This window comes from Pseudarthrobacter oxydans (assembly GCF_013314975.1).
GTDB lineage: Bacteria > Actinomycetota > Actinomycetes > Actinomycetales > Micrococcaceae > Arthrobacter > Arthrobacter oxydans.
The window spans coordinates 218219-243245 of record NZ_JABTYH010000002.1; the positions used below are offsets into that span (position 1 = coordinate 218219).

Genomic DNA, 25027 nt, shown 5'->3' on the forward strand with positions numbered 1-25027 from the left:
GTTTTTATTAACTTGAGTCTACTACGCTCAACTTTGGTTTGGTGCCGTTCCTGACAACTGTTTGCCTACAGCGAAACAGCTCTACGCGGCCGGTGACAGGGGCGACAGACCCTATTTCAGCGGGCGGGTGCTTCGCCCCGCAGCGGACAGTCCCGCTGCAGGACATCCCCGCAGCTGATAGCCCTACAGCGGGTAGACGGACACTGCTGCGGCCTTGACCACAAGGTGCACCGTCATCCCCGGGACCAGCCCGAGGTCCGCCAGGGCGGCCGGGGTGATGTCAGCCGCCAGCCCGCCGCCCCGCACGCGGATCTGGTCCCCATGAGGTTCCAGGTCCGTAATGGCCACCGCGAAGGAGTTCCGGGGGCTGCCGTGCGCGTCGGTGAGGAATACAGAAACGGCCGACGGCGGGAACACGGCCACCGCGGGACGGCCGGCGGGGACGGGGTCCTCGCTGTGGCCGGCAATATGCCCGCGGGCGGCCAGGATGCCGTCCCCGGCGGAGGTTCCCACTACAAAATTCAGTCCCGCCAGCCCGGCGGCGAACGCGCTGCGCGGCTTGTGCAGGACCTCCCGGGTGGGGCCTTCCTCCGCAATCCGGCCGTTCTCCAGGATGACCACCCTGTCGGCGAGCATCAGGGCGTCCAGGACGTCATGCGTGATGATGATGGCCGGCCGGTCCGCGAGGACGCGCTTGAGCAGGCGCCGGAGCAGCGGGGCGGAATGGATGTCCAGGGCCGCCATCGGTTCGTCGAGGAGGAGGAGTCCTGGATCCGCGGCGAGAGCCCGGGCCACCGCCACACGCTGCGCCTGCCCGCCGGACAGTTCGGCAGGACGGCGGCCCGCAAGGTCCCCGGCTTCAACATCGTCCAGCCAGCGCACAGCCTGCTCCATTGCCTGGCGCCTCGGAGTCCCCGCGCTCCGCGGCCCGAATGCCACGTTGTCAGCCGCGGTGAGATGCGGAAAGAGCAGCGGCTCCTGGGCCAGCAGCGCCGTCCCGCGGTGGTGGGGGGCGGTCCACCGCCTCTGCCCTTCCCCCAGGTGGAACAGGGTCCGGCCGTTCAGCTCGGCCCGCCCCCCGTCCGGCCGCACAAGCCCGGCGATGACCGAGAGCAGGGTGGACTTGCCGGCGCCGTTGGGACCCATCACGGCCACAGTTTCCGTGGGGCCCAGCGACAGGGCAACGTCGAAACCGCGCTCCGCCACGGCTGCCTGGAACGAGAACGTCACGCGAGGGCACCGCCCGCCCCGGCAGCCGTCGTCGGCCGTTCCCCCGAAGCCTGCTTCCCGGCTTTCCCATCCGGGCCCCTGCCGCCAGGGCGCCGGTAGGCGAGGGCCACCACCGCGACGGCCACGGCCACCAGCACCAGGGAAAGCGCGACGGCGGCGTCCGGGTCGGTTTCGCGCTGCAGGTAGATTTCGAGCGGCAGCGTCCGGGTTACCCCCTGCAGGCTGCCGGCGAACGTGAGCGTGGCGCCGAACTCCCCGAGGCTCCGGGCGAAGGAAAGGACCGCTCCGGATGCCAGCCCCGGCAAGGCCAGCGGGAGCGTGACGCGCCGGAAGACGGTTCCCGGCGTTGCCCCCAGCGTCGCGGCCACGGCCTCGTACCTCTGGCCGCCGGTCCGGAGGGCGCCTTCGAGGCTCACCACCAGGAACGGCAGGGCCACAAACGTCTGGGCCAGCACCACGGCGGTGGTGGAAAACGCGATCTGCAGCCCCAGCACCTCGATCGCCCCGCCCAGGAGCCCCTGCCGGCCGAACGTGTACAGGAGGGCGATGCCGCCCACCACCGGCGGCAGGACCAGGGGCAGCAGCACCAGCGAGCGCAGGAGCCCCAGCAGCGGAAACCTGCCCCGGGCCAGGACCACCGCAAGAGGCACCCCAAGCACGATGCAGAGGGCGGTGCTGGCCGCAGCCGTGCGCAGGCTCAGTCCCAGCGCCGCCAGGGCCGGCGCGGACGTGACCAGCGGGATGAAGTTGGCCCAGTTGACCCGCGCCACCATCGCAACGAGCGGAAGGACCACCACCAGGGCGGCCAGGACTGCGAGCCCATACAGCCAGCGGGGAACGCCGGTGTACGCCTGGCGGCCCGCGTGCCCGCCGGTCACCTGGCGCCAGCCCTGTGGATGCGCATCACGCCGGACCCGGTCCAAAGCCGGCCGCCGCCAGGACCTCCTGGCCTTCGGGGCCGGCCAGAAGGTCCAGGAACCTGCCGGCTGCGGTTTTATTGCGGCTGCCGGCCAGCACGGCGGCAGGGTACGGGTTCACTGCGGCGGCCGCCTCCGGGAAGGGGATGCCCTTCACCCGGGCGCCGGCTGACCGGACGTCCGTGACGTACACGAGCCCTGCGTCCGCTTCACCGGAGATGACTTTGCCCAGGACGTCCGTCACGGAGTTTTCTTCGCTGACCGGGCTGAGCACGGTACCGGTACTGTCCGCCACCCTGGCGGCAGCCGCCCCGCAGGGCACTTGCGGGGCACAGGCCACGAGTTTGATACCGGCTTTGGCCAGGTCCGCGAAGGAGCGGATGCCTGCCGGGTTTCCTGGCGGGACTGCGATGGCCAGGGTGTTGGTGGCAAAGTTTCGCGGTCCGCCGTCCGCCAGGCCGGCCTCCTGCACCTTTGCCATGGTGCCGGAGTCCGCGGACGCGAACACGTCCGCGGGCGCTCCCTGGCTGAGCTGGGTGGCAAGGTCAGCTGATCCCGCGAAGCTGAGGGTGACGGTGGTGCCGGGGTTTTCCGCTTCGAAGCGTTCGGCGAGTTCGGTGAAGCTGCTTTTGAGGGAGGCTGCGGCGAACACGGTCAGTGTGCTGCTGCCACTGCCGGCGTCCGCGTCACCCTTGCCGGTGCACGCGGCCAGCATGGCGGTCATCAGAACCGCCAGCAGCAGCGCCGTCAGCTTCCGACTCCCCGTCACAGCGCCTTGCCCCGGGGCGTTTCGATGATCACCGTGGTGGCTTTGACCACTGCGGTGGCCACGGAGCCGGGTTCCAGCCCCAGCTCCCGGACGGCTTCGCTGCTCATCAGCGACACCACACGGAACGGCCCGCACTGCAGTTCCACCTGCGCCATGACCTTGTCCGCGGTGATGTTGGTGACCAGGCCCACGAACCGGTTGCGGGCCGAGCTCCCCGTGCGGTGGGGATCGTCCGGAAGCTGGGCTAGCTTCTGCGCATGCAGGGCCAGCTCCAGCCCGTCGACTGCCAGCCGGCCGGCGTCGTCCTTCACCGGGGTGAGGCTCCCGTTCTCCGTCCAGCGCCGGACGGTATCGTCACTGACGCCGAGGAACCGGGCTGCCTCGGCCACACGGATAATGTTCATGCCGTCAGTCTAATCCGCAGATACGGATGAAAGCGCCTCCTGCTGCCGCATTTCCGGCGCGGCTTGGGCGGCGGACGCCACTCCGGCGGGCGCCCGGAGTCTGCCTGGTTCCGGCCCGGCGTGCGCTCCTGCCCGGTTGCCTGCCCGGACACGCCGGAGCTGACGGCGGGTCGGGGCGGAAACCGGCCGCCGCCACCACGTAACCGGGCGGGAGCGCACCCCCTCCGCGGGTTCGGGCCCAATTAGACTTCCCCCATGGCCATCTTCATCGACCCGCCGCTGTGGCCTGCGCACGGAACCCACTTCTCCCACCTCGTTTCGGATGAGTCACTGGAGGAGCTGCACTTGTTCGCAGCCGCGGCGGGCATCCCCGAGCGGGCGTTCGACGGCGACCATTACGACGTCCCGGAGCGCCGCTTCGATGACCTGGTGGCTGCCGGTGCCGTTCCGGTCGAAGCCCGGATCCTGGTCCGCACGCTGATCGCCAGCGGACTCCGCATCCCCGCGCGCCGGCGGAACAAGTCGTTGAAGGTTCCGCTGCTGAACCGCTGGAACGCCGTGATGCCCGGCCACGACGCCCTCTTCCTGGACCTCCTGGACCGGTGGAGCGAGCCGCACCGCCGGTACCACGGCTGCACCCACCTGCTGTCCGTCCTCGAGTCCCTCGACCTGCTCACCGATCCCGCCGACCCGCCGCGCACGGTCCTGCTGGCGGCCTGGTTCCACGACGCCGTCTACCGCGGGGTGGCCGGCCAGGACGAGGAGGAGTCCGCCCGCCTCGCCGAAGACCGCCTGCAGGCGGCAGGCCTTCCGGAGGCTGAGGTGTGCGAGGTGGGACGGCTGGTCCGGCTGACCTCGGACCACCGCCCGGACCAAGGGGACGACGACGGCGCCCTCCTCTGCGACGCCGACCTCTCCGTCCTTGGCGGGGAACCTGGGGAGTACGCGCGGTACGTTGCGGCCGTCCGCCAGGATTACGCGCACATTGGCGACGCTGACTTCGCCGCCGGGCGCACCGCCGTCGTGCGCCGCCTGCTGGAACTGGACCCGCTGTTCCACAGCGGCAGGGCACGGGAGCTGTGGCTGGATGCCGCGCACCGCAACTTGAAAGGCGAACTGGCGTGAACGCATCCACCTCCAACCCCCGCCACACCATGACGGCAAGCGCGGCGCACCGGCAGCTGCCCTCCGCCGTCCGGATGGAGTGGGGGCTCGACGGCGCCAGGACAGTAGCGTCCGGCGCGGACCTTGCCGTGGTGGTGGACGTCCTGTCCTTCAGCACCTGCGTCAGCGTCGCCCTGGACCGCGGAGCGGAAGTTTTCCCCTTTCCGTGGAAGGACACCGGCGCTGAGGACTTCGCCGCACGCCACGGCGCGCACCTGGCAGGTCCCCGCGACGGGGGCGGACTCAGCCTCTCCCCCGCAAGCTTCCGGGCCGCGGCATCCCTGGACCGGGTGGTCCTGCCGTCGCCCAACGGCTCCGCGCTCTGCCACGAACTGGCCCGCGAAGTCCCCCTGGTGGCCGCCGTGAGCCTCCGCAACGCTGCCGCCACCGCCGAGTGGGTGGCCGCCAACCTCCCCGCGGATGCCGTCATCGCAGTGATTGCCGCCGGCGAGCGCTGGCCCGGCGGCGGACTCCGGCCAGCCGTGGAGGACCAGATCGGCGCGGGCGCGTTCATCGCCGGCCTGGTGGCCGCGGGCAAGGGCGGGTACGAGCCGGAGGACGGCCGGCACGGCTACTCGCCGGAGGCTGTAGCGGCCATGGCCGCCTTTGAAGCCGCCGAGCCGCGCCTCCGCGAGATGCTCCACGGCTGTTCCAGCGGCCGCGAGCTGGCCGGCGGCGGCTACGGGGCGGACGTCGATATCGCCGCCGAACTGGACGACAGCGACGCCGTGGCCCTCCTGGTCAACGGGGTGTTCAGTCCGCGCTGACGAATGCCGTCCGCCGGGACCGGTGGTGCGGGGCTTCTCCGGCTGAACCTTTACGGCTGCCGCGCCCGGGTGCAACACTGCTCGGATGACTGTGCGCATCCAGGCCCTCTGCATCGATTCCACCAACCCGCAGGTACCTGCCGGCTTCTGGGAACGGGCCCTGGGCTGGCGTCGGACCTACGAGGCAGACGATGAAATCGTGCTCGAACCACCGGCGGGCAGCCCGGAGGACGGCGTGGTCCCGGACCTGCTGTTCCTTAGGGTGCCCGAGCGCAAGGAGGCCAAAAACCGGCTGCACCTGGACCTCCGGCCCGAGGACCGGGACGCGGAAGTGGCACGGCTGGAAGGCCTGGGCGCCATGCGCGTGGACGTGGGCCAGGGCCCGGACGTTACCTGGGTGGTGATGGCTGATCCGGACGGCAACGAGTTCTGCGTGCTGCGCGCCCTGCGGCCGGACGAGGCTGCCGGCTGAGCTGGTTGCCCGACGCGTGCCCGTCTACGGGCAGGCCGACGCGTGTCCGTCTACCGGTAGGTGGAGACGAACGGCTGGCTGGTGGGCACGATCTGCTTGCCCAGCGGCATCAGGGACACCGGGATGAGCTTCAGGTTGGCGATGGCCAGCGGGATGCCGATGATGGTGACCGCCATGGCAAAAGCGGTGACCACGTGCCCGATCGCTATCCAGACGCCTGCCACCAGGAGCCAGATCACGTTCCCCAGCAGCGGGAAGACGCCGGTGCCGCCGGGCTTGTCCACCACGGTCCGGCCGAAGGGCCAGAGGGTATAGGCGGCGATCCGGAACGAGGCGATGCCCCACGGGATGGTGATGACCAGCAGGCAGCAGATGACACCGGCAGCGAAATATCCGAGCGCGAGCCAGAACCCGCCAAAAACCAGCCAGATGATGTTGAGCAGTGTCTTCATTCATCCATTGTCCCCTGCGTCCGCCGGCACACAGCTCAGGGACTTCCCTGAGGCGCCCCTGAACCGGCTCCCGCCGCATCGCCTAGACCGTGGACTCGGCTTTCGCCGCATGCACGAAGGCGCGGACCTTGGCCAGGTCCTTGACACCGCGGGATGCCTCAACACCGGAGGAAACGTCCACGCCCCAGGCGTGGGCGGCAGCTGAAGCCTTCCCCACGTTCTCCGGGTCCAGGCCGCCGGCCAGCAGCCAGCTGCGTCCCTGCAGGGCAGGGAGGCCGGCCACCGAACCGTAGTCCCAGGCCTCGCCAGAACCGGGAACGGCGGCGTCGATCAGGAGCAGGTCCTCGCCCCAGTCCTCCAGTTCCTCGGGCGTGGCACTCAGGGTGACGGCCCTGACCAGCTTCATCCCGGCGTCGTGCACGGTGGCAACGTCCTCGCGGGTGCGCGTGCCGTGCAGCTGGATCCATTCCAGCCCGGCGGCGCGGGCAATGGCCACGGCGTCAACAACGGGCTCGTCGCGGAATACGCCGATCGGCAAAACCCGTTCCGGGACCTCGGCCAGCAGGGCCGATGCCTGCGAGGGCGAGACCACGCGGGGGCTGGCGGTGAGGACGAAACCCACCGCATCCGCTCCCGCGGCCACCGCTTCGCGAACAGATTCCGGCGTGCTGAGACCACACACTTTGACGAACATTCCCGGCTCCTTCAGGCTGTTTTCGTGTTGTCCCCCCGGAGGAGAGTAGCAGGGAAGGATGGGAGCTGCCGACACCCTGCCGCCTGCACACCGCCGCCGGGCGGGCAACTAGGCTGAACAGATGGAGATCATCCGCTTTGCCGACCTTAAACCTGAACCGTGGCGCAACGGCGGTGGGGTAACACGCCAGATCGCGGGCCATTCCGGCGTCGGCTCCGGACACGACGGCGGGTGGGACTGGCGGGTCAGCATCGCCGAGGTGGGCAAGGCCGGGGAGTTCTCGCCGTTTCCCGGAATGGAGCGGGTGCTCACCGTGGTTGAAGGCGAGCTCCTGCTGCTTACCGTGGATGGCGCTGAACATCCCCTCGAAAAGTACCGCGCGTTCCGGTTCCCCGGCGGGGCCGAGACCACCTGCGCCCTCCCCACGGGGGACGTCCGCAACCTCAACGTCATCACCCGGGCCGGGAAGTACAAGGGCTTTACGTCCATCATTGAGCTCTCGAAGAAACGGGCCCATCCCCTTTTCGCCGGCCAACTGGGCGTCCTGCTGCAGGGCCAGGCGACTGCCTCTTCCCCTGCCGCCCCTGGCGCTGCCTCTGCCGGGTCCGGGGCGCTGGGGCCGGTGGCCCTGGACCGCTACGACGCAGTGGTGGGCTCGGACAGCGGTTCCCCGGAGGTCCTGGGCCGCGGCTTCCTGGCCGTTGTGTCCATCGATGAAATTACTGGCTGAGGCTGAAGCGCCCGACGTCCACTACGGCATGGTTCCGGCGCGCTTCCTCGGCGGCGAAGACGGCGGCGTGGCTGACCAGGGACTCGTCCAGTCCGGACACCACTCCTGACCAGTCCCCGCCGGCGAGCGCCGCAACCCAGGCGGAGATGAGGCCGCGGTCGCCGCCTTCGTGCTTTTCGCCCCGGACCTGCGGCACGGCGGCGGGCACGGGGTGGACAGTTGTTGATCCGGTCAGGAAGTCGTAGACGGAGATGGCTCCGGCTTCGATGGTGATCTCTCCGTGGCTGCCGAAGATGCGGGTCCGCCGGGGGCCCGCGGCGGTGAAGGCCGTGGCGGTGAACGCGGCGGTTGTGCCGTCCTCGTATTCGATGTTCACCACCTGGTGGTCCACGACGTCGTTGTCCGAGAAATAGACGCAGCGGCCGTAGGGGCCCGTGGCCAGGGCGTGCAGCAGTGATTCGGGGGTGCCACCCGGATCCACGACGTCGGCGAAGTACGCCCGTGCCGGGTCCGGCCTGCCGCCGTTCGATGGCCGCCCGGCGCCGTAGATCTTCAGTGCGGAGTAGGGGCAGCTTGGTTCAGCCGGGCAGTCGGTGCAGCGCCGGGTTGCGCCTTCCGGCGCCCCCTCGGGACGGAAGTGGGCCAGCTGCCCGAAGGAGGATACCCGCAGGGGCCTGCTGCCGATGATGAAGGAGAGCCAGTCGACGTCGTGCGTGCACTTGGCCAGCAGGAACGGACTTGATTTCTCCTCGCGGCGCCAGTTCCCGCGGACGTAGGAATGCGCGAAGTGCCAGAACCCAACGGGCTCCAGGTGCTGGACGGAGATAATGCGGCCAACTGCCCCGCCGGCCAGGAGTTGCTTGAGCAGTGCCGTCAGCGGGGTGTAGCGCAGCACGTGGCAGACCGTTGCCCTGGTGCCGGTTTCACGGCTGAGGCGGTCAAGTTCGGCGCAGCCTGCGGGGTCGGCGGCGACGGGTTTTTCCAGGAGGATCTGGTAGCCGTGGGCTGCGGCTGCTGCGAAGGGGCCCGCATGTTCACGGTCCGGTGTGGCGATGATGATGCCGTCGGCGGGCAGGCGGCCGGCCAGCATCGCCTGCCAGTTGTCGAAAACCCCGTTGTCCGGGACACCGAGTTCCTTCGCCAGGGGGCCGCGCAGCTCGGCGCGCGGCTCGGCAAGGCCCACCACGGTGGCCCGGCCGGTGGCGGCGGCGAGGCGGGCGTACGCGGCGCCCCTGGCTCCGGCGCCGGCGATGAGGAGGCGCACCGTGCCTGCGTGCCTGCCGGCCGCGCTGTCGCCGTCGTTTACGGGGAGCCCCTGCGGCAGGGCGCCCACGGGTCAGCCGTTCCCGGGATCGGCAAGCCATTCCAGTGCCACGGCCGCTGTCCACGACTGGTCCATGCTGCCCAGCGGTTCACCGGTGAAGGGTTCGTAGTACTCACCGAAGTGGCCCTCCATGAGCTGGGCGAGGGAGGCCTCGCGCAGTTGGTGGTAGCGCTTCCCGTCGCCGCGCCTGCGCAGGCAGTGGGCCAGGTACCAGTTCATCACCGGCCACACCGGTCCCCGCCAGTACTGCCGGGGCTTCAATCCTTCGTACGTGGTGGACGTGGAGGCCGGGAGCGGGAAGGCCAGGCGAGGGTCTCCGGTCCAGTCCGGCCCCTCGAAGATCTCCAGTTGCCTGTCGAGGAGGGCCTGGTCCGCGGTGGAAACCAGGGGTGCGAACCCGGCGATGGTGGGCGGTCCAATCCATTCGCCCGTCAGCACATCCCTGTCCCGCGCCAGTCCGGTCTCCGCATTCACGGTCGCGTCGACGCCGTCGCGGAATTCCCTGGCCCACTGCCGCAGCTGGGGCGCTTCCTCGGGCAGGCCGAATTGTTCAGCCAGCACGGCAAGGTCCTCGCTGGCCGCGGCAAAGATCGCCGACATGAAGACATCCTTGACCTGGAAGGACATCACCGCCGGCAGCCGGGCGTCGTCGAACCCCACGTCGGCCATCTGCTGCACCAGCCACAGGTAGCGGCTGTACTCCTCGTCGCTGGGACGCTGGCTGTGGTCGGTGACCTTGAGCGTGTCCGTGCGGACAAAGGGCTCCATGTTGCCGGGCTGGACCCTGGAGTACGGGCCGTCGAAACGCGGCGAGTTGTCCATCCCGGACTCCCAGCCGTGGTAGATGGTGAGCAGGCCCGAGCCGTCCCCGCCGCGGGCGCTCCGGAGCCAGGCGTGCCAGTCGATCCAGTGCGGCAGGGTCCGCCGGGTGAATTCCTCCGCGAGCCTGGCATCCTCGCCGCCGGCCGCCGTCGCGCGTTCCACGATGCGGCGCAGCATGGTGGCGTGGACCGGCGGCTGGCAGATCCCGCTGGACTGCACGCCCTCCGGCGAAACGCCGCGGGTCCCCCAACGGTCCACGTCGGGGAAGTAGCCGGGGACGTCGGAGAACACGATGTGCGGGATCATCCCGCTCTTCCACTGCGCGGCCACGAGGTAGTCCAGCTCCTGCAGGGCGCGGGCCACGCTCACGGTGGAGAGGCCGGTGGCCACGAAGGCGGCATCCCAGCTCCACATGTGCGGGTAGAGGTTCGGCGCCGCCGTGACCATGGTGCCGATGTCGTTGGCTGCCAGGACGTCCCTTGCCCGGCTCCCCAGTTCCTCAAGGGTGCGGATTGGATAGCTGTCTCCGCTGTTCCCTTCCGGCGCCTGGCTCATGCCGTCAATCCAAGCTGGGTTTCCGTGTCGAAGAACCGGATTGCAGCCTGATCGAAGCGCAGCCCCACCTTTTCCCCCGAGGAGACCCGCACGGTGGAGGCCACCTGCACTTTGATGGTCTGCCCGCCCAGGTCCATGGTCAGCAGCGTGGCGTGTCCCAGCGGTTCCACCACTTCCACGGTGGCGTCCAGGGTTCCCGGCGTGCCGCGGTCCTCGAGATAGATGTTCTCCGCCCGGATTCCGACCATCACGGGAAGGCCGCCGGACCGGGCTGCGGAGCGGGCCAGGAATTCGGGGGCCTCGGTACTTTGGCCGGCGACTTCCAGGGCGCCCTGCTGGGTGACGCGGCCCTCCAGGAAGTTCATGGGCGGTGAACCGATGAACCCTCCCACGAACCGGTCTGCGGGTTCCTCATAGACCGTGATGGGGTGGCCCAGCTGGGCGATCTGCCCCTTCTTCATCACGGCGACCCGGTCCGAGAGGCTCATGGCCTCCACCTGGTCATGGGTGACGTAAAGGGTGGTGGAGCCCAGCTGCTGGACGATCTTTTTCAGCTCCGCCCGGAAGTCGAGGCGCAGGAGCGCATCGAGGTTGGACAGGGGCTCGTCCATGAGCAGGACGTCGGCGTCCATGACGATGGCGCGTGCGACGGCGACGCGCTGCCGCTGCCCGCCCGACAGCTGGGCGGGATACCGGTCAAGGTAGGGGGTCAGCTGGAGCAGGTCCGCCGCCCACGCGACCTTCTTCTCCAGTTCGTCCCGGGGAACCTTCTTCATGACCAGGCCGAACCCGATGTTGGTGCGGACCTTCCGGTGCGGGAAGACGGCGTAGGACTGGAACACCATGGACAGGTTCCGGTCCTGCGGCGGCAGGTAAGTCACGTCCCTGCCGCCAATGGAGATGCTTCCCTCGTCCGGGAAGTCCAGTCCCGCCACCATGCGCAGCAGGGTGGTCTTTCCGCAGCCCGAAGGCCCCAGGAGCACCATGAACTCGCCCTCGGCAACATCAAGGGAAACGTTGTTGGTGGCCAGCTCGGTGCTGCCCGGGTAGGTCTTCTTGAGACCCTTGATCGAGATGTCAGCCATGGAACAGCCTCTCTGGAACGCACTCAGCGGATGGTGGAGCCCCACATGTTGGTGAGGTAGCGGCGCATGAAGAAGATGAAGATCAGTGCCGGGATCACCAGCAGGAAGCCGCCGGCGAACCGGTAGGCCAGCGGTGACTCGGCGAGGGAACTGAGGACCTGGGCCGGCAGGGTGCGCTGGTTCAGGGTAAGGATCGACGCTCCCAGCACCTCGTTCCAGGACATCACGAAGGTGAAGATCGAGGCCGCCGCGATGCCCGGGATGGCCATGGGCATGACCACCTTGAGGAAGGCCTGCACCGGGCTGCAGCCGAAGATGCGGGCGGCTTCCTCGACGTCGCGCGGCACACCCAGGAACACCGAGGAGGTAATCAGGATGGTGGTGGGCAGTGCCAGTGCTGTGTGGAGCAGGACGACGGCCAGGACGCTGTCATACAGCCCGGTCTGGAGGAAGAGCTGGGCCAGCGGCACGGAAAGCACCACGATGGGCAGGGCCCGGGTGAAGAGCAGGAAGAGCTGGTACGGGTCCCTGCCGGGAAAGGCGAAACGCGCCACCGCGTAACCGGCCGGGACGCCGATGATCAGGGACAGCAGGAGCGTGAAGATGCCCACCTGGACGGAATTGATGAGGCCGCCCAGGATGCCCGTGGATTGCAGGAACGTCTGCATGGTCTCAAGGGAGAAGTTGTTCGGGATGAAGCTCAGCGGGAACTCCTGCAGGGCCGCCCTGCTGGAGGTGGCTGACAGGGCGATCAGGTAGATCGGCAGCGCCATGAAAAGCGTGATGAGGATGCAGCCCACCTGGAGCAGGATCCGGTTCCGGCGCCGTCTAGCCAGCGGCCTGCGGTCCACCTCCGGCGCTGGGCGGTCTGCCGGGGCCGTTGCCTTGTTGGTGGTGGCGTGGCTCATCGCGGGGCCTCCGACTGGTCTTTCAGGAGCTTGAGGTATCCGACGGCGGTGACCATGGACACAGCCATTACCACCAGGGCCAGGGCCGATGCCACGTTGGCGTCCTGTAGCCCGGTGTACCAGCGGTAGGTCTCGCCGACCACCAGCGGGAAGTTCTGCCCGGTGAGTGCCAGTGCCACCGCGAAGGTCTGGAAGGCCAGGATGGTCCGCAGGATCAGTGCGGTCTGGAGGCTGGGACGCAGCAACGGCAGGGTCACGTGCCACAGCCGGTCCCAGAAGCCGGCCCCGAAGACGCCGGCCGCCTCCTCATAGTCCTTGGGGATGGACTGCAGCCCGGCAACGACGATCACGAACACCAGCGACGTTGCCCGCCAGACTTCCGCGATCAGCACGGCCATGAACATGGAGGCGTAGTTGTCGTAGGCGAGCCACGAGACCGGCTCAAGGCCCACGGAGGCAAGCACGGAGTTCAGGTACCCGCGGTCCGTGAAGACCGTCAGCCAGACCAGGCCGGCGGCAAGGTCGCTGACCGCCAGGGGGATGGCCCAGATATAGAAGTACACCGAGGACCCGCGCGGTTTGGCCCGGATCAGCAGGGCCATGGCCAGCGCCAGGACGAACTGGATCGGAATCATCACCACGATCAGCAGCAGGGTGTTGCCCACTGAAGACCAGAAGTAGGGGTCCTGCGCCATCCGGGTGAAATTCGCCGTCGTCAGTCCTTCCGGGCCGCCAAACGCCTGGAGGATGCCGCTGACCATGGGCCAGCCGAACAGCAGGGTCATGAAAACGATGGACGGGGCAATCAGCAGCATTGCCGCCGAGGTTCCGCTCCTCCGCGGCGGCCGGCCGCGCGGCCTTGCGGGCCGGGGCCGGGGCCTTACGGCAGCGGGTGCGTCCGGGGAAGCCATCACGCAACCCTGCACTGGTCAGCGTCGGGATCCGGGGCCCAGCAGGGAACATTCAGCGTGTCCATGATGCTGGCCAGCTCCGCCCCTTGGCGGTCCAGCGTCGCCTTGACGTCTGCGTTGTTCAGGCAGATCTCCTGGAAGCAGTTCTTGAACAGCTGCGAGACCTGCGGGTCCTTGTCGCCCAGGCCCACCGGCGGGAGCGCAAGGATGGCGTCCGGAGCTTCCTGCTGCGCCTTGACGGCCTTGGCCTCGAGGGCGATACCGCCCGGGAGGTCGCTTCCAATATCCGCCTCCACCACCGGGAAGAAAGCATTGGACTTCAGCGTCTCGATTTGCGCCTCCGGCTTCGACAATGCCTTGATCAGCTCGAAGGCCTTGTCCTTTTCCGGCGAACCCTGGGGGACGGCCATGCCGCCGACGACGAGCAGGTAGCCCTTGCCCTTCGGACCGGACGGGGCGGGCACCATCAGCCAGTCGTCGGGCTTGTCCTGGACCGCGTTGATGAGGCGTGCCACGTGGTCCCACGCCACCAGGACTTCCCCGTTGCCCAGCGGCTCCTGCATGAAGTCGTAATTGGCGGAGGCCGGATTCATGTTGGCCCACAGGTCGCGCATGTACGTCCAGGCGGTGACGGCATCGGCGTTGCGGAACGTGGTGATCTGCCCGCCGGTGAAGCTTGGGAGCAGGAAGCCCTGGTAGAAGCGGTGGTGAAGGCCCTTCGGCCCGGCGGGAATGCCGAACACAGGGCGCCCCCCGTTCGCCGCCTTGGCTGCCTGGGCCCACGCCAGGAAGTTTTCGTAGGTGAGGTTGTTGACGTCGGCGCCAGACGGCAGCCACTCCAGCGCCTTCTTGTTGACCGCCACCACATACGTCGCCTGGATCCAGGGGATGTACCGGGGAGAATCCGTTCCGAGCTTTGCCAGCTCCAGCAGGTCATCGGAATAGCCAGCAGACGAAAGGTCGCTGGTCAGGGAGCTGAGGTCCTCGAACTGGGACGCGAAGGGGATGAGGTCGCTGTGCAGGCCCGCTGCAATGCCTATTTCAACCTTCCCTGCGGCAAGCTGGGACTTCAGGGTGGTGTTGAAGATGCCGGTGTCCACGGGGTTGTAGGCCACCTGGATATCGCCGGCGAACTTCTTCAGCGTGGCTTCATATTTCTGCCTCTCCTCCACGGGGGAGAACTGGGTGGAAAGGAAGTTGACCGACCCTTCCCCTCCGCTCCCGCTGGTGTTCACGCCGCAGGCTGCCAGCAGGGGGCCGGTGGCCAGGGCCATCAACCCTCCCTTCAGCATGGTCCGCCGGCTGAGGTCACGGTGGGCAAGATCCGACATTGGAACCTCCTGCTGCGAGGGCAGATAGTATTTTTGTCTGGTGATCGATCATAATTGTGTGATCTAGACCACGTCAATGGCCAGGCCGCGGCGCGGGCAGGCCACCTACGCAAAGGAAGCGGGCAGGATGACCCAGCAGAGGACGCTCGTCGGGGGCTCAGGCCAACCTCCCGCGGGTCCTGCCACCAGCGCCGGCCACGTCCTCCAGCTCCTGCGGTCAAGCACCGCCGGATACAGCCGGGCGGACCTGCTGGACATTACCGGCATGGCCCGGTCCACCCTTTATGAGCGGCTGGACGCCCTTTTCGCTGCGGGCCTGGTCTATGAATCCACGCCGCTGCGCTCCCAGCGCGGCAGGCCGCCCCGGGCCCTCCGCTTCGATGACCGCAACAAGCTGGTCCTCGCGATCGAGATCGGGCACACCCACGCCAGCATCCACCTCCTGTCCCTGGGCCGGGACATCGTGGCCTCCGCCCGGCTGCCAATCCAGATCAGCCAGCCCCAGGAAGGCGTGGCCGGCGCTGTCATCGAGGAGTCCCTGCGGCTCCTCGACGGGCGGCAGCCGGTGGGAGCAGGAGTGGGGCTGCCTGCCCCGGTGGACCCCCTCCACCGGCTGGGCCTGGAACGCACCGTCCTCGCCCACTGGGACCTGCAGCGCCTGCAGGACGTCATGGAGGCGAGGCTCGACTGCCCGGTCCTGCTGGAAAATGACGCCCGTTCGATGGCGGTCGGCGAGGTCCGGGAGCCGCTCGAGTCCCTCGTGGCAGTGAAGGTCAGCACCGGCGTCGGCTCCGGCATCATTGTGCGGGGAGCCCTGGTCCGCGGCGCCCACGGTGCCGCCGGGGACATCGGGCACGTGCGGATTCCCGAGGCCGCGGGCCGCCGCTGCCGCTGCGGCCGGGACGGCTGCCTCGCGGCGGCGGCGTCAGGACGCGCGCTCCTCGCGGCACCGGAACTTGCCGGCTACGGCACCCTGCGCCGGCTCGTTGATGCGTGCGGCAGCGATCCCGCCGTGCGTTCCGCCGTCACGGAAGCCGGGCGGGTACTGGGGCGCGCCCTCGCAGCGACGGTGGGGACGCTGAATCCCGGCCGGATCGCAGTGGGCGGACTCGTGGGCGTGCTTCCGGATTTCCTGGCGGCCTGCCGGCAGCAGATCCTCGACGACGCCTTTGAACCTTCCCTGGTGGACCTTGAGGTTGTCGCCGCGGACAGCCGGACGGCCACGGCTGTTGGACTGTGCAAGCTCGTGGAGGAGAGCCTTTACGCGCCGGAGCGGGTGGAACAGCTGCTGGCGCAGCGGGCCGGCTGAGCAATTTGTCACAGGGCAGCCTTGCCTTGCAGAAGCAGAGCCTTTCCACACTGGTGGCCCACCCGGGCCGTCCCTAGACTCGGGCTATGACCACTTCATCGTTCAATGCACTCCTGTCCACCCAGATCGGCAACGAGTTCACCGCGTCGCAGCAGTACATTGCCGTGGCCACCTGGTTCGCCAACCAGGACCTCCCCCAGCTGGCGCGCTACTTCTACCGCCAGTCCGTGGAGGAACGGAACCACGCCATGATGATGGTGCAGTACATGCTTGACCGGGACATCCCCTTCACCATTCCCGGCGTTCCGGCTGTCCGGAACGACTTTGCCTCCGTCACCGAGCCGCTGGCCCTGGCACTTCAGCAGGAAAAGGAAGTCACCCGCAACATCGAGGACCTGTTCCGGGCTGCCCGCGGCGAAAACGATGCCCTGGGCGAGCAGTTCATGCTGTGGTTCCTGAAGGAGCAGGTGGAGGAAGTGGCGTCCATGACCACCCTGCTGAACATCGCAGAGCGCGCGGACAACCTGTTCGATATCGAGAACTTCATTGCCCGCGAAACCATCGGTGACGGCGGCCGGGACTCCTCCGCCCCCGAGGCTGCCGGCGGGGCGCTCTAACCGCCGCGGCCCAACTGGGTCGCAGCAGATGTCGGATTGAGCCCCCAAAAGAGCATCTGCTGCTACCTAGTTGGGCGGGAGGGCACCTGGTGAGGTTGGGCACCAAACCTGCCCGCCGCCGTCGTGCGTTGCTACTCTGGAAACCAAGGCTCCGCACCTGAGCCTCCGGACGACGGTTCAGTACCCGGAACGCGACAAGACTGGCCAAAGGATCTGCCATGTCGTGGTTAATACTTCTTCTCTCCGGGGCGCTCGAGGCAGTCTGGGCCGCATCCCTGCACCGCGCTTTCCAGGCTTCGGGGCGGAAGCGCCTCGCCCCCGCCGCGCTCTTCCTGGTCTCTGTCGCCGCGAGCACGGGCGGCCTGGCCATCGCGATGCAGTCCATCCCCACCGGTACCGCCTACGCCGTGTGGGTCGGGGTGGGCGTGGTGCTCACCTCCGCCTACGCCATCGTCACCAAGGTGGAACGCCCGACGGCGGCGCGCCTCCTCCTGCTGTCCGGCATCGCTGTGTGCGTGGTTGGCCTGAAGGTGGTGGCGTAATGCTGCGGCGTTCACTCCCCTGGCTGGTACTACTGGCCTCGGCCGTCCTCGAAGCCGTATGGGCCACCGCGCTGGGACTGTCCAACGGGTTCAGCCAGCCCGTCCCCACCATTGTCTTCGCCGTGACGGCAACCCTGAGCATGCTGGGCCTGGGCTGGGCCATCCGCTCCATCCCGCTGGGCAGCGCCTACGCCGTGTGGGTGGGCATCGGCGCCGCGCTGACGGTGGGCTGGGCGATGGCCACCGGCGTGGAGCCTTTCAGCGTGCTGAAGGTTGTGTTCATTGCCGGGATCGTTGGCTGCGCCGCCGGCCTCAAGGCGCTGCCGCAGGACCGGTAGAACCCCTCAGGACAAGGTCGGACCCCAGGACCACCGGCGAGCGCGTGGACTGCTCACCGGCCATTTCGGCTGCGAGCGCATGGACTGCAGCGTGGGCGATCGCGGCGGCCGGCTGGCGGAGCGTCGTCAGCGGCGGATCTGTGAGGGCCATCAGAGTCGAGTCGTCAAAGCCCACGATGGATACGTCCTCAGGCACCCGCAGCCCCCTGGCCCGTGCCGCGCGGATGGCCCCCAGCGCCATGACGTCGGATGCACACACGATCGCCGTGTGGCCGGAGTCAAGGAGCTCGTTGGCCGCGCTCTGGCCGCCCTCCACCGTGTACATGCTCGTGGCCGTGTGGGGTGCGGGATCGTCGACGCCCAGATAGTCCGCAAGCGCGGTCCGGAAACCTGCCAGTTTCTGCCGGCTGGGAATGAAGCGGTGCGGGCCGACTGCAAGCCCCACCTTCCGGTGTCCCAGGCTGGCCAGGTGCTGGACCGCCGTCCTGATCGCGGCGGCGTCGTCATTGGACACCGAGGCCGCCCCGAGCTCAGGGCGGGGGCCGTTGACCAGGACGTACGGGATGCCCCGGCCGCGCAGCCGGTGGTAGCGCTCCAGGCTGGCCTGGCCGTCCGCGTGGGCGCTGCAGATGAAGATGATGCCGGCTGCCCCCTGCGCCACGAGCATCTCGATGTACTCGTCCTCTGAACGGCCTCCGCCGGGCAGCGCACAGATAACGGGGATGAAATCCTCCTGGGAGAGGAGGGAGACCACCGCCTGGGCGATGGCCGGGAAAATCGGGTTGGTGAGGTCGGGGACAATGATTCCCACCTGCCCCCTGGCTGCGCTGCGGGTGCGGTCGGGCCGCTCGTACCCGAGATCGTCCATGGCAGCGAGAACGGCCTGGCGCACCTCCCGGGACACGCCTTTCCGCCCATTGACCACCCGGGACACCGTGGCGATGCTGACGCCGACCTTCCGTGCAAGGTCTTCCAGTTTCGGCCGCTCGGCCGCGGCGGTTTCCGTCCCGCTCCCGGTCATACTCATGGTGCTCCTTCGCCGGAACAGCATTCCGGAGGTCTCGTGCTTCCCAGTGTACGGACACAGGAGTACACGTGGCATGAAAATAAAGCGTGAAATTTTCAGCAAACCGTTGACGTGCGTAGGAGGCGAAACTTAGGCTCTTGGGACACCCCGCTCCCCACCGTTGCCGTTCGGGGCGTTTCCAAGGAAGGTCTTCCATGTCCCACAAATCCCTACCGGCCGGGCCACCGCCTGCGCTCAACAGAAAACTGGCAGCCGCCCTGGCGGCAGCCTGCGCCACTCCCCTGGCGCTGGGCGGCCTCGCCCTCCCGGCCTCCGCGGACCACACCGCTGTGCCGCAGGCCGTGGCCCTCGTCGGTTCGCTGCAGTCCGAGATCGGCTGCCCCGGGGACTGGCAACCCGACTGCGCGGCCAGCAGGCTGCAGCCGGTGGAGGGCTCCGCCTCGCTCTACCGCGCCACGTTCGATATCCCTGCGGGCACCTACGGGATGAAGGTTGCCCTGAACAATTCATGGGATGAAAACTACGGCGCAGGCGGCGCTGCCGGCGGCGGCGACCTGGTGCTCAACGCCCCGGGCGGGCCTGTGACCTTTACCTACGACCACGCCAGCCACACCCTCACGGACAATGTCCCCGATGCCCTCGGCGCCGAGGCTGGCGCGCACTGGTTGTCGGCGGACACCATCGCGTGGCAGGCGCCGGCGGCGGAGGGAACCACCTACCGGCTTTACAGCGCGCCCGACGGCGGCCTGGCTGTGGCGGACGGCCAGGTCACCGGCGGCAGCTACGTACCACTTGAGAAGACGAACCAGACCTTGGATGCGGGACTGGCAGCCAAGTATCCCCACCTCTCCGGATTCGCCTCCCTGCGGCTGGCCGAAGGCGACGCAGCGCGGGCCAAGGAACTGCTGAAGGGCCAGCTGCTCGTTGCCGCCGTCGGTGCGGACGGCCAGGTCACCGCCGCCACCGGAGTCCAGGTCCCCGGGGTCCTGGACGCTCTCTACCAGGACGCGGCGGGGCGTGAACTCGGGCTGGGCTGGAAGGGCAACCGGCCGGAGCTTTCCCTGTGGGCGCCCACGGCGCGCAGCGTCACCATCCACACCTACGCATCAGGCTCCGGCGGCGACCCCGTCTCCAGCCGCCCCATGGAACCGTCCCGGGACGGCGTCTGGTCCATGACCGGAGAGAAGGACTGGAAGGGCGCCTACTACCTGTACGAGGTGGAGGTCTTTGTTCCGGAAACCGGCAAGGTTGAACGGAACCTGGTCACCGACCCCTACAGCGTGGGCCTGTCCGCCAACTCCGGGCGCAGCCTCTTCGTGGACCTGGAGGACAAGGCGCTGGCCCCCGAGGGCTGGAAGAAGCTGCAGAAACCGACCCTCACCAAGCCCGAGGACCTCTCCCTCTACGAACTCCACGTCCGCGATTTCTCCATCACGGATGAGACCGTGCCGGAGGCGCACCGGGGAACCTACAAGGCCTTCACGGACACCGACAGCAACGGCATGCAGCGCCTCCGCGAGCTTACGGACGCCGGGATGAACGCAGTCCACCTGCTCCCGGTCAATGACATCGGCACCATCGAGGAACGGCGCAGCGAGCAGCTCGAACCGGCCTGCGACCTCGCCGCCCTGCCCGCGGATTCGGAGGAGCAGCAGGCCTGCGTCGCGGAGACTGCAGCCAGGGACGGGTTCAACTGGGGCTACGATCCCCTGCACTACACAACACCGGAGGGCTCCTATGCCACCAATCCCGACGGCGCCACCAGGATCACCGAATTCCGCGAGATGGTGGCTGCCCTGAATACCTCCGGCGCGCGGGTCATCCAGGACGTGGTCTACAACCACACCTCGAGTGCCGGACAGTCCGGGAGCAACAACCTGGACCGCATCGTTCCGGGCTACTACCACCGCCTGAACCCCGGCACCGGGTCCCTTGAGACGTCCACCTGCTGCGCCAACACGGCAACCGAGAACACCATGATGGGCAAGCTCATGATCGATTCCCTGGTGACGCTTGCCAGGACGTACAAGCTGGACGGCTTCCGCTTTGACCTCATGGGCCACCACTCGAAGCAGAACATGCTGGACGTCCGGGCGGCCCTGGACCAGCTGACCCTGGCCAAGGACGGCGTGGACGGCAAGGCCATCACCCTGTACGGGGAGGGCTGGAACTTCGGCGAGGTGGCCAACAACGCCCGGTTCGTCCAGGCCACCCAGGAAAACATGGCCGGCACCGGCATCGGCACCTTCAACGACCGCCTGCGCGATGCCGTGCGCGGCGGCGGCCCCTTCGACCCCGACCCCCGGGTCCAGGGTTTCGCGTCCGGACTCTATACGGACCCGAACAGCTCCCCTGCCAACGGGACCCCGGAACAGCAGAAGGAAGCACTCCTGCTGGCCCAGGACCTGGTGAAGGTGGGGCTGACAGGCAACCTGAAGGACTACTCCTTCGTGGACCGCACCGGCGCCACCGTCACGGGGGCGGACGTGCCGTACAACGGTGCTCCCGCAGGCTATACGAGCGACCCGCAGGAGGCCGTCACCTATGTGGAGGCCCATGACAACGAGACGCTCTTCGACGCCCTTGCGCTGAAGCTGCCGCAGGACACCCCCATGGCGGAGCGGACCCGGATGCAGACGCTTGCCCTCAGCACCACGGCCTTTGGCCAGGGCATCTCCTTCTGGCACGCGGGCGGCGAAGCGCTGCGCAGCAAGTCCCTGGACCGCAACAGCTACGATTCGGGCGACTGGTTCAACATCATGGACCACACGGACGGCACCAATGGCTTCGGCCGGGGACTGCCGCCCAAGGCGGACAATGAGGACAAGTACGGCTACATGCGCCCGCTGCTGGCAGACCCCTCACAGAAGCCGGCCACCAGCGACATCGCTGAGGCGCGCGGCCGGGCTGCTGAGCTCCTGCAGATCCGCAAGAGCACGCCGCTGTTCCACCTCGGCGAGGCCGGTTTGGTCCAGCAGAAGGTGTCCTTCCCCGACGGCGGTCCCGGACAGGCTCCGGGCGTGGTGGTCATGCACATCGACGACTCCGTGGGCCCGGATGTGGACAAGGACCTGCGCGGGCTGGTGGTGGTCTTCAACGCCGCCGATGACACAGTCAGCCAGACGGTGGCCGCCACGGCAGGCGCGTCCTACGGCCTGCACCCGGTCCAGTCCGGCGGCACCGATCCTGTGGTCAAGACGGCCGCGCACGATCCCGCGACCGGAACCTTCACCGTTCCGGCCCGCACCGTGGCGGTGTTCCAGCTCGGCTAGGCCCGCGAGGCAGCCCAACGGTTTCCCGGGCAGTCTAGGCTTTTGCCATGGACTCCCCCGAGATCTCCGCAGCCGTCGCCGGGCTGCGCCATGCCGTTCGCGGCGCGCCGGGTGTCGGGCGGCGGATACTGCTGGGCATCGCGGGGGCACCGGGCGCCGGAAAGTCCACGTTCGCTGCCTGGCTGCAGCAGCAGTTCGGGCCCGGTGAGGCGGTGGTGGTGCCCATGGACGGTTTCCACCTGGGCAACACCATCATTGAGGGCACGCCGCTGCGGCAGCGCAAGGGGGCCATCGACACGTTCGACGCCGGCGGGTACCTTTCGCTGCTGCGCCGCCTGGTGCGGCGGGACGAGGCAGTGGTATACGCGCCGGAGTTCCGCCGCACCCTCGATGAACCGGTGGCGGCCTCCATCGCCATTCCCGCGGAAGTCCCTCTGGTGATCACGGAAGGCAACTACCTGTTGTTTGAGCAGGAACCGTGGAAGGACATCCGGGCGCAGCTGGATGAGGTCTGGTTTGTCGATGTACCCCCGGCGCTGCGGCTGAACCGGCTGGTGGAACGGCACATCTCATTCGGAATGGAACGGGCCGCGGCGGAAGCGTGGGCAGCCGGCCCGGACCAGGCCAACGCCGTGCTGATCGAGGCCACCCGTCCGGCGGCCAGCAGGATTATTCCCTGGCACTAGGAAGTTGCCACTACCAACGGCATCTCGAAACGGCGCCGGTCACGGCGAGGAACCAGGAGAACTGATGGCACACGTAGTAACCCTCGGAGACGGACTCACTGCCAGCCCGCTCGGCTTCGGCGGCATGGCCCTGACGCCCGTGTACGGGGAGGTGGACCAGGAGGACGCGCTCCGCACGCTGCACCACGCCGTCGACTCCGGTGTCACCTTCATCGACACTGCGGACATCTACGGCGGGGGCAGCAACGAGGAACTGGTCGCCCAGCTTCTGAAGGAGCGGCGGGACGAGGTCCAGCTGGCCACCAAGTTCGGGCTGGTGGGCACGCCGGCGGACGGCTACACGGACATCCGCGGCGACGCCGCCTACATCCGCCAGGCCGTGGACCGCAGCCTGCACCGGCTGGGCACAGACGTGATCGACCTCTACTACATGCACCGCCGCGACCTCCGCGTTCCCCTGACGGAAACCGTGGGAGCCATGGCGGAGCTGGTGCAGCAGGGCAAAATCAGGCACCTGGGGCTGTCCGAAGTAACGGCCCAGGAGCTGGAGGAAGCCACCGCCGTGCACCCCATTGCGGCGGTCCAGAGCGAGTGGTCCATCTGGAGCCGTGACGTGGAACGCAACGTCGTTCCTGCCGCTGCCGCCCTGGGAACCGGTTTTGTGCCGTACTCGCCGCTGGGCCGGGGATTCCTCACCGGCACCGTGGACGCCTCCAGCCTGGGCGAGAAGGACTTCCGCCGCCGGATCCCCCGCTTCGCACCCGATGCCGCCGGTGCCAACCGGGCGGTGGTGGACACGGTGCAGGCCGTGGCGGACAGCCTGGGCGCGACGCCCGCGCAGGTTGCCCTCGCCTGGCTGCTCGCGCAGGGCAGGAGGCTGGGGCTGCCCGTCGTCCCCATCCCCGGCACCCGCAAAGCCCACCGGATAGACGAGAACCTCGGCGCCCTGGACCTGGAACTCGCCCCGGCGCACCTGGACGCGCTCGGCGAAGCGTCGGACGCCGTCGTCGGTTCCCGCTCAGCCGATCCCACGTGGGTGTCCGAAGGGCGCGAATAGAGCCTCACACGACACCGAAGGGCGGCCCCCCAGGGGGCCGCCCTTCGGCACGCGTCAGGTCAGGAGGCGGAACGTGCTTCCCGGACCAGCTCGGCACAGCGTTCGCCGATCATCATGGTGGTGATGTTGGGGTTCACGGTGGTCAGCTCCGGCATGACGGACGCGTCAGCCACCCTCAGCCCCGTGACGCCCTTGACGCGCAGTTCGGGATCCAACGGTGACATCCCGTCGTCGGCCGCGCCCATCCGGACAGTCCCGGCGGGGTGGTACACGGTGTTGTGGGTCCTCCGGATGTAGTCGGTGATCTCCTCATCGCTCTGGATGTCCGGGCCGGGGTACAGCTCGGTTCCCACCCAGTCAGCCAGCGCCGGCTGCGCGGCAATTTCGCGGGCCTTGCGGATGCCGGCGATCATCACACGCATGTCGTGGCCGTCCGCGTCGGTGAAGTAGCGGGGGTCCACCCTGGGCTTGTCCCGGAAGTCCTTGCTGCGCAGTTTCACGGTTCCTCGACTGCGGGCATGCGTGACGTTGGGCGTGAGGCAGAAGCCGTTCTCCGTGGTGGGGAAACCCTGCCGCAGCGTGTGCATGTCGAACGGCACCGAGCCGTAGTGGAACATCAGGTCGGGCCGGTCCAGGCCTTCCTCGGTGGTGGTGAAAATGCCGGCCTCCCACCACTGCGTGGACGTCTCCGTCATGGGCCGCCTGGCCTCCCACTGGATCACACCCTCGGGGTGGTCCTGCAGGTGCTCGCCGACCCCCGGTGAGTCCACGCGGACAGGGATGCCGAATTCCTCCAGCTGGGCGGCCGGGCCGATGCCCGAAAGCATCAGCAGCTTGGGGGAATCGATGGCTCCGGTGGAAACGATCACCTCGGCCCGCGCCGTGAGCTCATGCGTCCTGGCGAATCCGTTGTCCACCACTGCGACGCCGGTGCAGCGGTTGGCGGCGTCGAAGGTGAGTTCCTTGGCGCGCAGCCCGGTCAGGAGCGTGAAGTTCCCGCGGTCCATGATCGGGTGGATGTAGGACACCGAGCTGGAGGAGCGGGTACCGTCCGCGCGGCGGTTGATCTGGAAGAATCCGGCACCGTTAATCACCGTTTCCCCGGTGTTGAACTGCGCCTTCGGAATGCCGGACTGTTCGCAGGCTTCCAGCATGGCCCGGCCCGTAGGGTCCGACGCCGGGACGTTCATCAGGTGCACCGGTCCACTGTCGCCGTGGTGAGGTGCGTCGGGGCCGGCGTCCTCGTTGGTTTCCAGCTGCTTGAACAGACGGAAGGCCAGGTCCGAGTTCCACCCGGTGGCGCCGAACTTCTGCTCCCACTCGTCGATGTCCTCGCGGGGCGCCCAGAACGCGATGCAGGAGTTGTGGCTGGAGCAGCCGCCCATGACCCTGGCCCGGGCGTGGCGCATGAAGGAGTTGCCGTTTTCCTGCTCCTCGATGGGGTAGTCCCAGTCGTAGCCGGATTCCAGCAGCTCCATCCAGCGGTCCAGCTGCAGGATCTCGGGAAGGTTCCGGTCATCGGGCCCGGCTTCCACCAGGGCCACCTCCACGGCCGGGTCCTCGCTCAGGCGTGACGCCACGGCGGCCCCGGCGGAGCCGCCGCCGATCACGATGTAGTCGAATTCCGTCTTTGCTGCCATGTGC

The 25027-nt window shown here is 68.4% G+C and carries 25 protein-coding genes and 1 riboswitch; of the genes, 11 read left to right on the plus strand and 14 right to left on the minus strand.

Annotated features, from left to right (window positions below; all coding sequences use genetic code 11):
• Positions 1-183 precede the first annotated feature (183 nt).
• From HTS88_RS02570 to HTS88_RS02585, 4 genes are read right to left on the minus strand one after another with little or no spacing between them, the layout of a single operon-like run.
• A complete protein-coding gene (locus HTS88_RS02570) occupies positions 184-1230 on the minus strand; it encodes an ATP-binding cassette domain-containing protein (protein WP_174175165.1) in 1047 nt (348 codons plus the stop codon).
• Positions 1227-2108 carry an ABC transporter permease gene (locus HTS88_RS02575; RefSeq protein WP_174175167.1) on the minus strand — a complete coding sequence of 294 codons (882 nt, stop codon included), beginning with the start codon at positions 2106-2108 and terminating at the stop codon, positions 1227-1229. Before HTS88_RS02575 ends, HTS88_RS02570 begins: the two co-directional genes overlap by 4 nt.
• Before the next feature lie 25 nt (positions 2109-2133).
• The gene (modA, locus tag HTS88_RS02580; RefSeq protein WP_174175299.1) at positions 2134-2871 is read right to left on the minus strand and encodes a molybdate ABC transporter substrate-binding protein; all 738 of its coding nucleotides are present in this window, start codon (positions 2869-2871) and stop codon (positions 2134-2136) included.
• A gap of 41 nt (positions 2872-2912) precedes the next feature.
• Positions 2913-3320, minus strand: coding sequence for a TOBE domain-containing protein (locus tag HTS88_RS02585; protein ID WP_174175169.1), 408 nt, complete (start codon positions 3318-3320; stop codon positions 2913-2915).
• A gap of 255 nt (positions 3321-3575) precedes the next feature.
• Here HTS88_RS02585 and HTS88_RS02590 point away from each other — a divergent pair, with 255 nt between their 5' ends.
• The 3 genes from HTS88_RS02590 (at position 3576) to HTS88_RS02600 (ending at position 5723) form a co-directional block, all read left to right on the plus strand.
• Positions 3576-4445 carry a DUF4031 domain-containing protein gene (locus HTS88_RS02590; RefSeq protein WP_174175171.1) on the plus strand — a complete coding sequence of 290 codons (870 nt, stop codon included), beginning with the start codon at positions 3576-3578 and terminating at the stop codon, positions 4443-4445.
• The gene (locus tag HTS88_RS02595) at positions 4442-5251 is read left to right on the plus strand and encodes a 2-phosphosulfolactate phosphatase (protein ID WP_174175173.1); all 810 of its coding nucleotides are present in this window, start codon (positions 4442-4444) and stop codon (positions 5249-5251) included. The genes HTS88_RS02590 and HTS88_RS02595 overlap by 4 nt, the downstream gene beginning before the upstream one ends.
• Positions 5252-5336: 85 nt before the next feature.
• Entirely contained in the window at positions 5337-5723 is a 387-nt protein-coding gene (locus HTS88_RS02600) for a VOC family protein (RefSeq protein WP_174175175.1), read from the plus strand.
• 50 nt (positions 5724-5773) lie between these two features.
• On the opposite strand, the gene HTS88_RS02605 is transcribed toward HTS88_RS02600, so the two are convergent.
• Together HTS88_RS02605 and HTS88_RS02610 are read right to left on the minus strand one after the other, a co-directional pair.
• A complete protein-coding gene (locus HTS88_RS02605) occupies positions 5774-6175 on the minus strand; it encodes a YccF domain-containing protein (RefSeq protein ID WP_104186460.1) in 402 nt (133 codons plus the stop codon).
• 82 nt (positions 6176-6257) lie between these two features.
• Complete coding sequence (locus HTS88_RS02610; protein WP_174175177.1) at positions 6258-6869, minus strand: phosphoribosylanthranilate isomerase; 612 nt, start codon at positions 6867-6869, stop codon at positions 6258-6260.
• 121 nt (positions 6870-6990) lie between these two features.
• Between HTS88_RS02610 and HTS88_RS02615 the strand changes: the two genes are divergently transcribed.
• The gene (locus tag HTS88_RS02615; protein ID WP_174175179.1) at positions 6991-7599 is read left to right on the plus strand and encodes a HutD/Ves family protein; all 609 of its coding nucleotides are present in this window, start codon (positions 6991-6993) and stop codon (positions 7597-7599) included.
• Here HTS88_RS02615 and HTS88_RS02620 read toward each other — a convergent pair.
• From HTS88_RS02620 to HTS88_RS02645, 6 genes are all read right to left on the minus strand, one after another.
• Positions 7589-8932 (minus strand): Gfo/Idh/MocA family protein, encoded by a 1344-nt coding sequence (locus HTS88_RS02620; protein WP_343044867.1) that lies wholly within the window; start codon positions 8930-8932, stop codon positions 7589-7591. The genes HTS88_RS02615 and HTS88_RS02620 overlap by 11 nt on opposite strands.
• Positions 8933-8935: 3 nt before the next feature.
• Positions 8936-10300, minus strand: coding sequence for a glucosylglycerate hydrolase (gene ggh / locus HTS88_RS02625; protein WP_174175181.1), 1365 nt, complete (start codon positions 10298-10300; stop codon positions 8936-8938).
• Positions 10297-11385, minus strand: coding sequence for an ABC transporter ATP-binding protein (locus HTS88_RS02630; protein WP_174175183.1), 1089 nt, complete (start codon positions 11383-11385; stop codon positions 10297-10299). The genes ggh and HTS88_RS02630 overlap by 4 nt, the downstream gene beginning before the upstream one ends.
• Positions 11386-11408: 23 nt before the next feature.
• Entirely contained in the window at positions 11409-12293 is an 885-nt protein-coding gene (locus HTS88_RS02635; RefSeq protein WP_174175185.1) for a carbohydrate ABC transporter permease, read from the minus strand.
• Positions 12290-13108, minus strand: a complete 819-nt coding sequence (locus HTS88_RS02640; protein WP_104186466.1) for a carbohydrate ABC transporter permease — start codon at positions 13106-13108, stop codon at positions 12290-12292. Before HTS88_RS02640 ends, HTS88_RS02635 begins: the two co-directional genes overlap by 4 nt.
• A gap of 95 nt (positions 13109-13203) precedes the next feature.
• On the minus strand, positions 13204-14535 hold the full coding sequence (locus HTS88_RS02645) for an ABC transporter substrate-binding protein (protein ID WP_174175187.1): 1332 nt from the start codon (positions 14533-14535) through the stop codon (positions 13204-13206).
• A 127-nt stretch (positions 14536-14662) separates the two neighbouring features.
• On the opposite strand from HTS88_RS02645, the gene HTS88_RS02650 reads away from it, so the two are divergent.
• The 4 genes from HTS88_RS02650 to HTS88_RS02665 all read left to right on the plus strand — a co-directional run bounded on the left by HTS88_RS02650 (position 14663) and on the right by HTS88_RS02665 (position 17341).
• A complete protein-coding gene (locus HTS88_RS02650) occupies positions 14663-15844 on the plus strand; it encodes an ROK family transcriptional regulator (protein WP_174175190.1) in 1182 nt (393 codons plus the stop codon).
• An 86-nt stretch (positions 15845-15930) separates the two neighbouring features.
• Positions 15931-16461, plus strand: a complete 531-nt coding sequence (locus HTS88_RS02655; RefSeq protein WP_174175192.1) for a ferritin — start codon at positions 15931-15933, stop codon at positions 16459-16461.
• 143 nt (positions 16462-16604) lie between these two features.
• Positions 16605-16670: riboswitch (guanidine-III (ykkC-III) riboswitch) on the plus strand.
• A 9-nt stretch (positions 16671-16679) separates the two neighbouring features.
• Positions 16680-17003, plus strand: a complete 324-nt coding sequence (locus HTS88_RS02660) for a DMT family transporter (protein ID WP_104186470.1) — start codon at positions 16680-16682, stop codon at positions 17001-17003.
• Positions 17003-17341, plus strand: a complete 339-nt coding sequence (locus HTS88_RS02665) for a DMT family transporter (protein ID WP_174175194.1) — start codon at positions 17003-17005, stop codon at positions 17339-17341. The genes HTS88_RS02660 and HTS88_RS02665 overlap by 1 nt, the downstream gene beginning before the upstream one ends.
• Here HTS88_RS02665 and HTS88_RS02670 read toward each other — a convergent pair.
• Positions 17316-18368 carry a LacI family DNA-binding transcriptional regulator gene (locus HTS88_RS02670; RefSeq protein ID WP_174175196.1) on the minus strand — a complete coding sequence of 351 codons (1053 nt, stop codon included), beginning with the start codon at positions 18366-18368 and terminating at the stop codon, positions 17316-17318. The two genes, HTS88_RS02665 and HTS88_RS02670, sit on opposite strands and share 26 nt — an antisense overlap.
• A gap of 194 nt (positions 18369-18562) precedes the next feature.
• Between HTS88_RS02670 and pulA the strand changes: the two genes are divergently transcribed.
• From pulA to HTS88_RS02685, 3 genes are all read left to right on the plus strand, one after another.
• Positions 18563-21640 carry a pullulanase-type alpha-1,6-glucosidase gene (pulA, locus tag HTS88_RS02675; protein WP_174175198.1) on the plus strand — a complete coding sequence of 1026 codons (3078 nt, stop codon included), beginning with the start codon at positions 18563-18565 and terminating at the stop codon, positions 21638-21640.
• Positions 21641-21687: 47 nt separating this feature from the next.
• Complete coding sequence (locus tag HTS88_RS02680) at positions 21688-22326, plus strand: nucleoside/nucleotide kinase family protein (RefSeq protein ID WP_174175200.1); 639 nt, start codon at positions 21688-21690, stop codon at positions 22324-22326.
• A gap of 64 nt (positions 22327-22390) precedes the next feature.
• Positions 22391-23383, plus strand: a complete 993-nt coding sequence (locus HTS88_RS02685; RefSeq protein ID WP_174175202.1) for an aldo/keto reductase — start codon at positions 22391-22393, stop codon at positions 23381-23383.
• 59 nt (positions 23384-23442) lie between these two features.
• On the opposite strand, the gene HTS88_RS02690 is transcribed toward HTS88_RS02685, so the two are convergent.
• Positions 23443-25023 carry a GMC family oxidoreductase gene (locus HTS88_RS02690; protein ID WP_174175204.1) on the minus strand — a complete coding sequence of 527 codons (1581 nt, stop codon included), beginning with the start codon at positions 25021-25023 and terminating at the stop codon, positions 23443-23445.
• Positions 25024-25027 lie beyond the last annotated feature (4 nt).

Excerpts from the sequence above, each read along its gene's own strand:
- HTS88_RS02600 (WP_174175175.1), top strand. The coding sequence starts at position 5,337 with ATGACTGTGCGCATCCAGGCCCTCTGCATCGATTCCACCAACCCGCAG.
- HTS88_RS02650 (WP_174175190.1), top strand. The coding sequence starts at position 14,663 with ATGACCCAGCAGAGGACGCTCGTCGGGGGCTCAGGCCAACCTCCCGCG.
- HTS88_RS02685 (WP_174175202.1), top strand. The coding sequence starts at position 22,391 with ATGGCACACGTAGTAACCCTCGGAGACGGACTCACTGCCAGCCCGCTC.
- HTS88_RS02590 (WP_174175171.1), top strand. The coding sequence starts at position 3,576 with ATGGCCATCTTCATCGACCCGCCGCTGTGGCCTGCGCACGGAACCCAC.
- HTS88_RS02585 (WP_174175169.1), bottom strand. The coding sequence starts at position 3,320 with ATGAACATTATCCGTGTGGCCGAGGCAGCCCGGTTCCTCGGCGTCAGT.
- HTS88_RS02680 (WP_174175200.1), top strand. The coding sequence starts at position 21,688 with ATGGACTCCCCCGAGATCTCCGCAGCCGTCGCCGGGCTGCGCCATGCC.
- HTS88_RS02660 (WP_104186470.1), top strand. The coding sequence starts at position 16,680 with ATGTCGTGGTTAATACTTCTTCTCTCCGGGGCGCTCGAGGCAGTCTGG.
- ggh (WP_174175181.1), bottom strand. The coding sequence starts at position 10,300 with ATGAGCCAGGCGCCGGAAGGGAACAGCGGAGACAGCTATCCAATCCGC.
- HTS88_RS02670 (WP_174175196.1), bottom strand. The coding sequence starts at position 18,368 with ATGAGTATGACCGGGAGCGGGACGGAAACCGCCGCGGCCGAGCGGCCG.
- HTS88_RS02615 (WP_174175179.1), top strand. The coding sequence starts at position 6,991 with ATGGAGATCATCCGCTTTGCCGACCTTAAACCTGAACCGTGGCGCAAC.
- modA (WP_174175299.1), bottom strand. The coding sequence starts at position 2,871 with ATGACCGCCATGCTGGCCGCGTGCACCGGCAAGGGTGACGCGGACGCC.
- HTS88_RS02655 (WP_174175192.1), top strand. The coding sequence starts at position 15,931 with ATGACCACTTCATCGTTCAATGCACTCCTGTCCACCCAGATCGGCAAC.
- HTS88_RS02645 (WP_174175187.1), bottom strand. The coding sequence starts at position 14,535 with ATGTCGGATCTTGCCCACCGTGACCTCAGCCGGCGGACCATGCTGAAG.
- HTS88_RS02690 (WP_174175204.1), bottom strand. The coding sequence starts at position 25,023 with ATGGCAGCAAAGACGGAATTCGACTACATCGTGATCGGCGGCGGCTCC.
- HTS88_RS02630 (WP_174175183.1), bottom strand. The coding sequence starts at position 11,385 with ATGGCTGACATCTCGATCAAGGGTCTCAAGAAGACCTACCCGGGCAGC.
- HTS88_RS02610 (WP_174175177.1), bottom strand. The coding sequence starts at position 6,869 with ATGTTCGTCAAAGTGTGTGGTCTCAGCACGCCGGAATCTGTTCGCGAA.
- pulA (WP_174175198.1), top strand. The coding sequence starts at position 18,563 with ATGTCCCACAAATCCCTACCGGCCGGGCCACCGCCTGCGCTCAACAGA.
- HTS88_RS02640 (WP_104186466.1), bottom strand. The coding sequence starts at position 13,108 with ATGCTGCTGATTGCCCCGTCCATCGTTTTCATGACCCTGCTGTTCGGC.
- HTS88_RS02605 (WP_104186460.1), bottom strand. The coding sequence starts at position 6,175 with ATGAAGACACTGCTCAACATCATCTGGCTGGTTTTTGGCGGGTTCTGG.
- HTS88_RS02635 (WP_174175185.1), bottom strand. The coding sequence starts at position 12,293 with ATGAGCCACGCCACCACCAACAAGGCAACGGCCCCGGCAGACCGCCCA.
- HTS88_RS02665 (WP_174175194.1), top strand. The coding sequence starts at position 17,003 with ATGCTGCGGCGTTCACTCCCCTGGCTGGTACTACTGGCCTCGGCCGTC.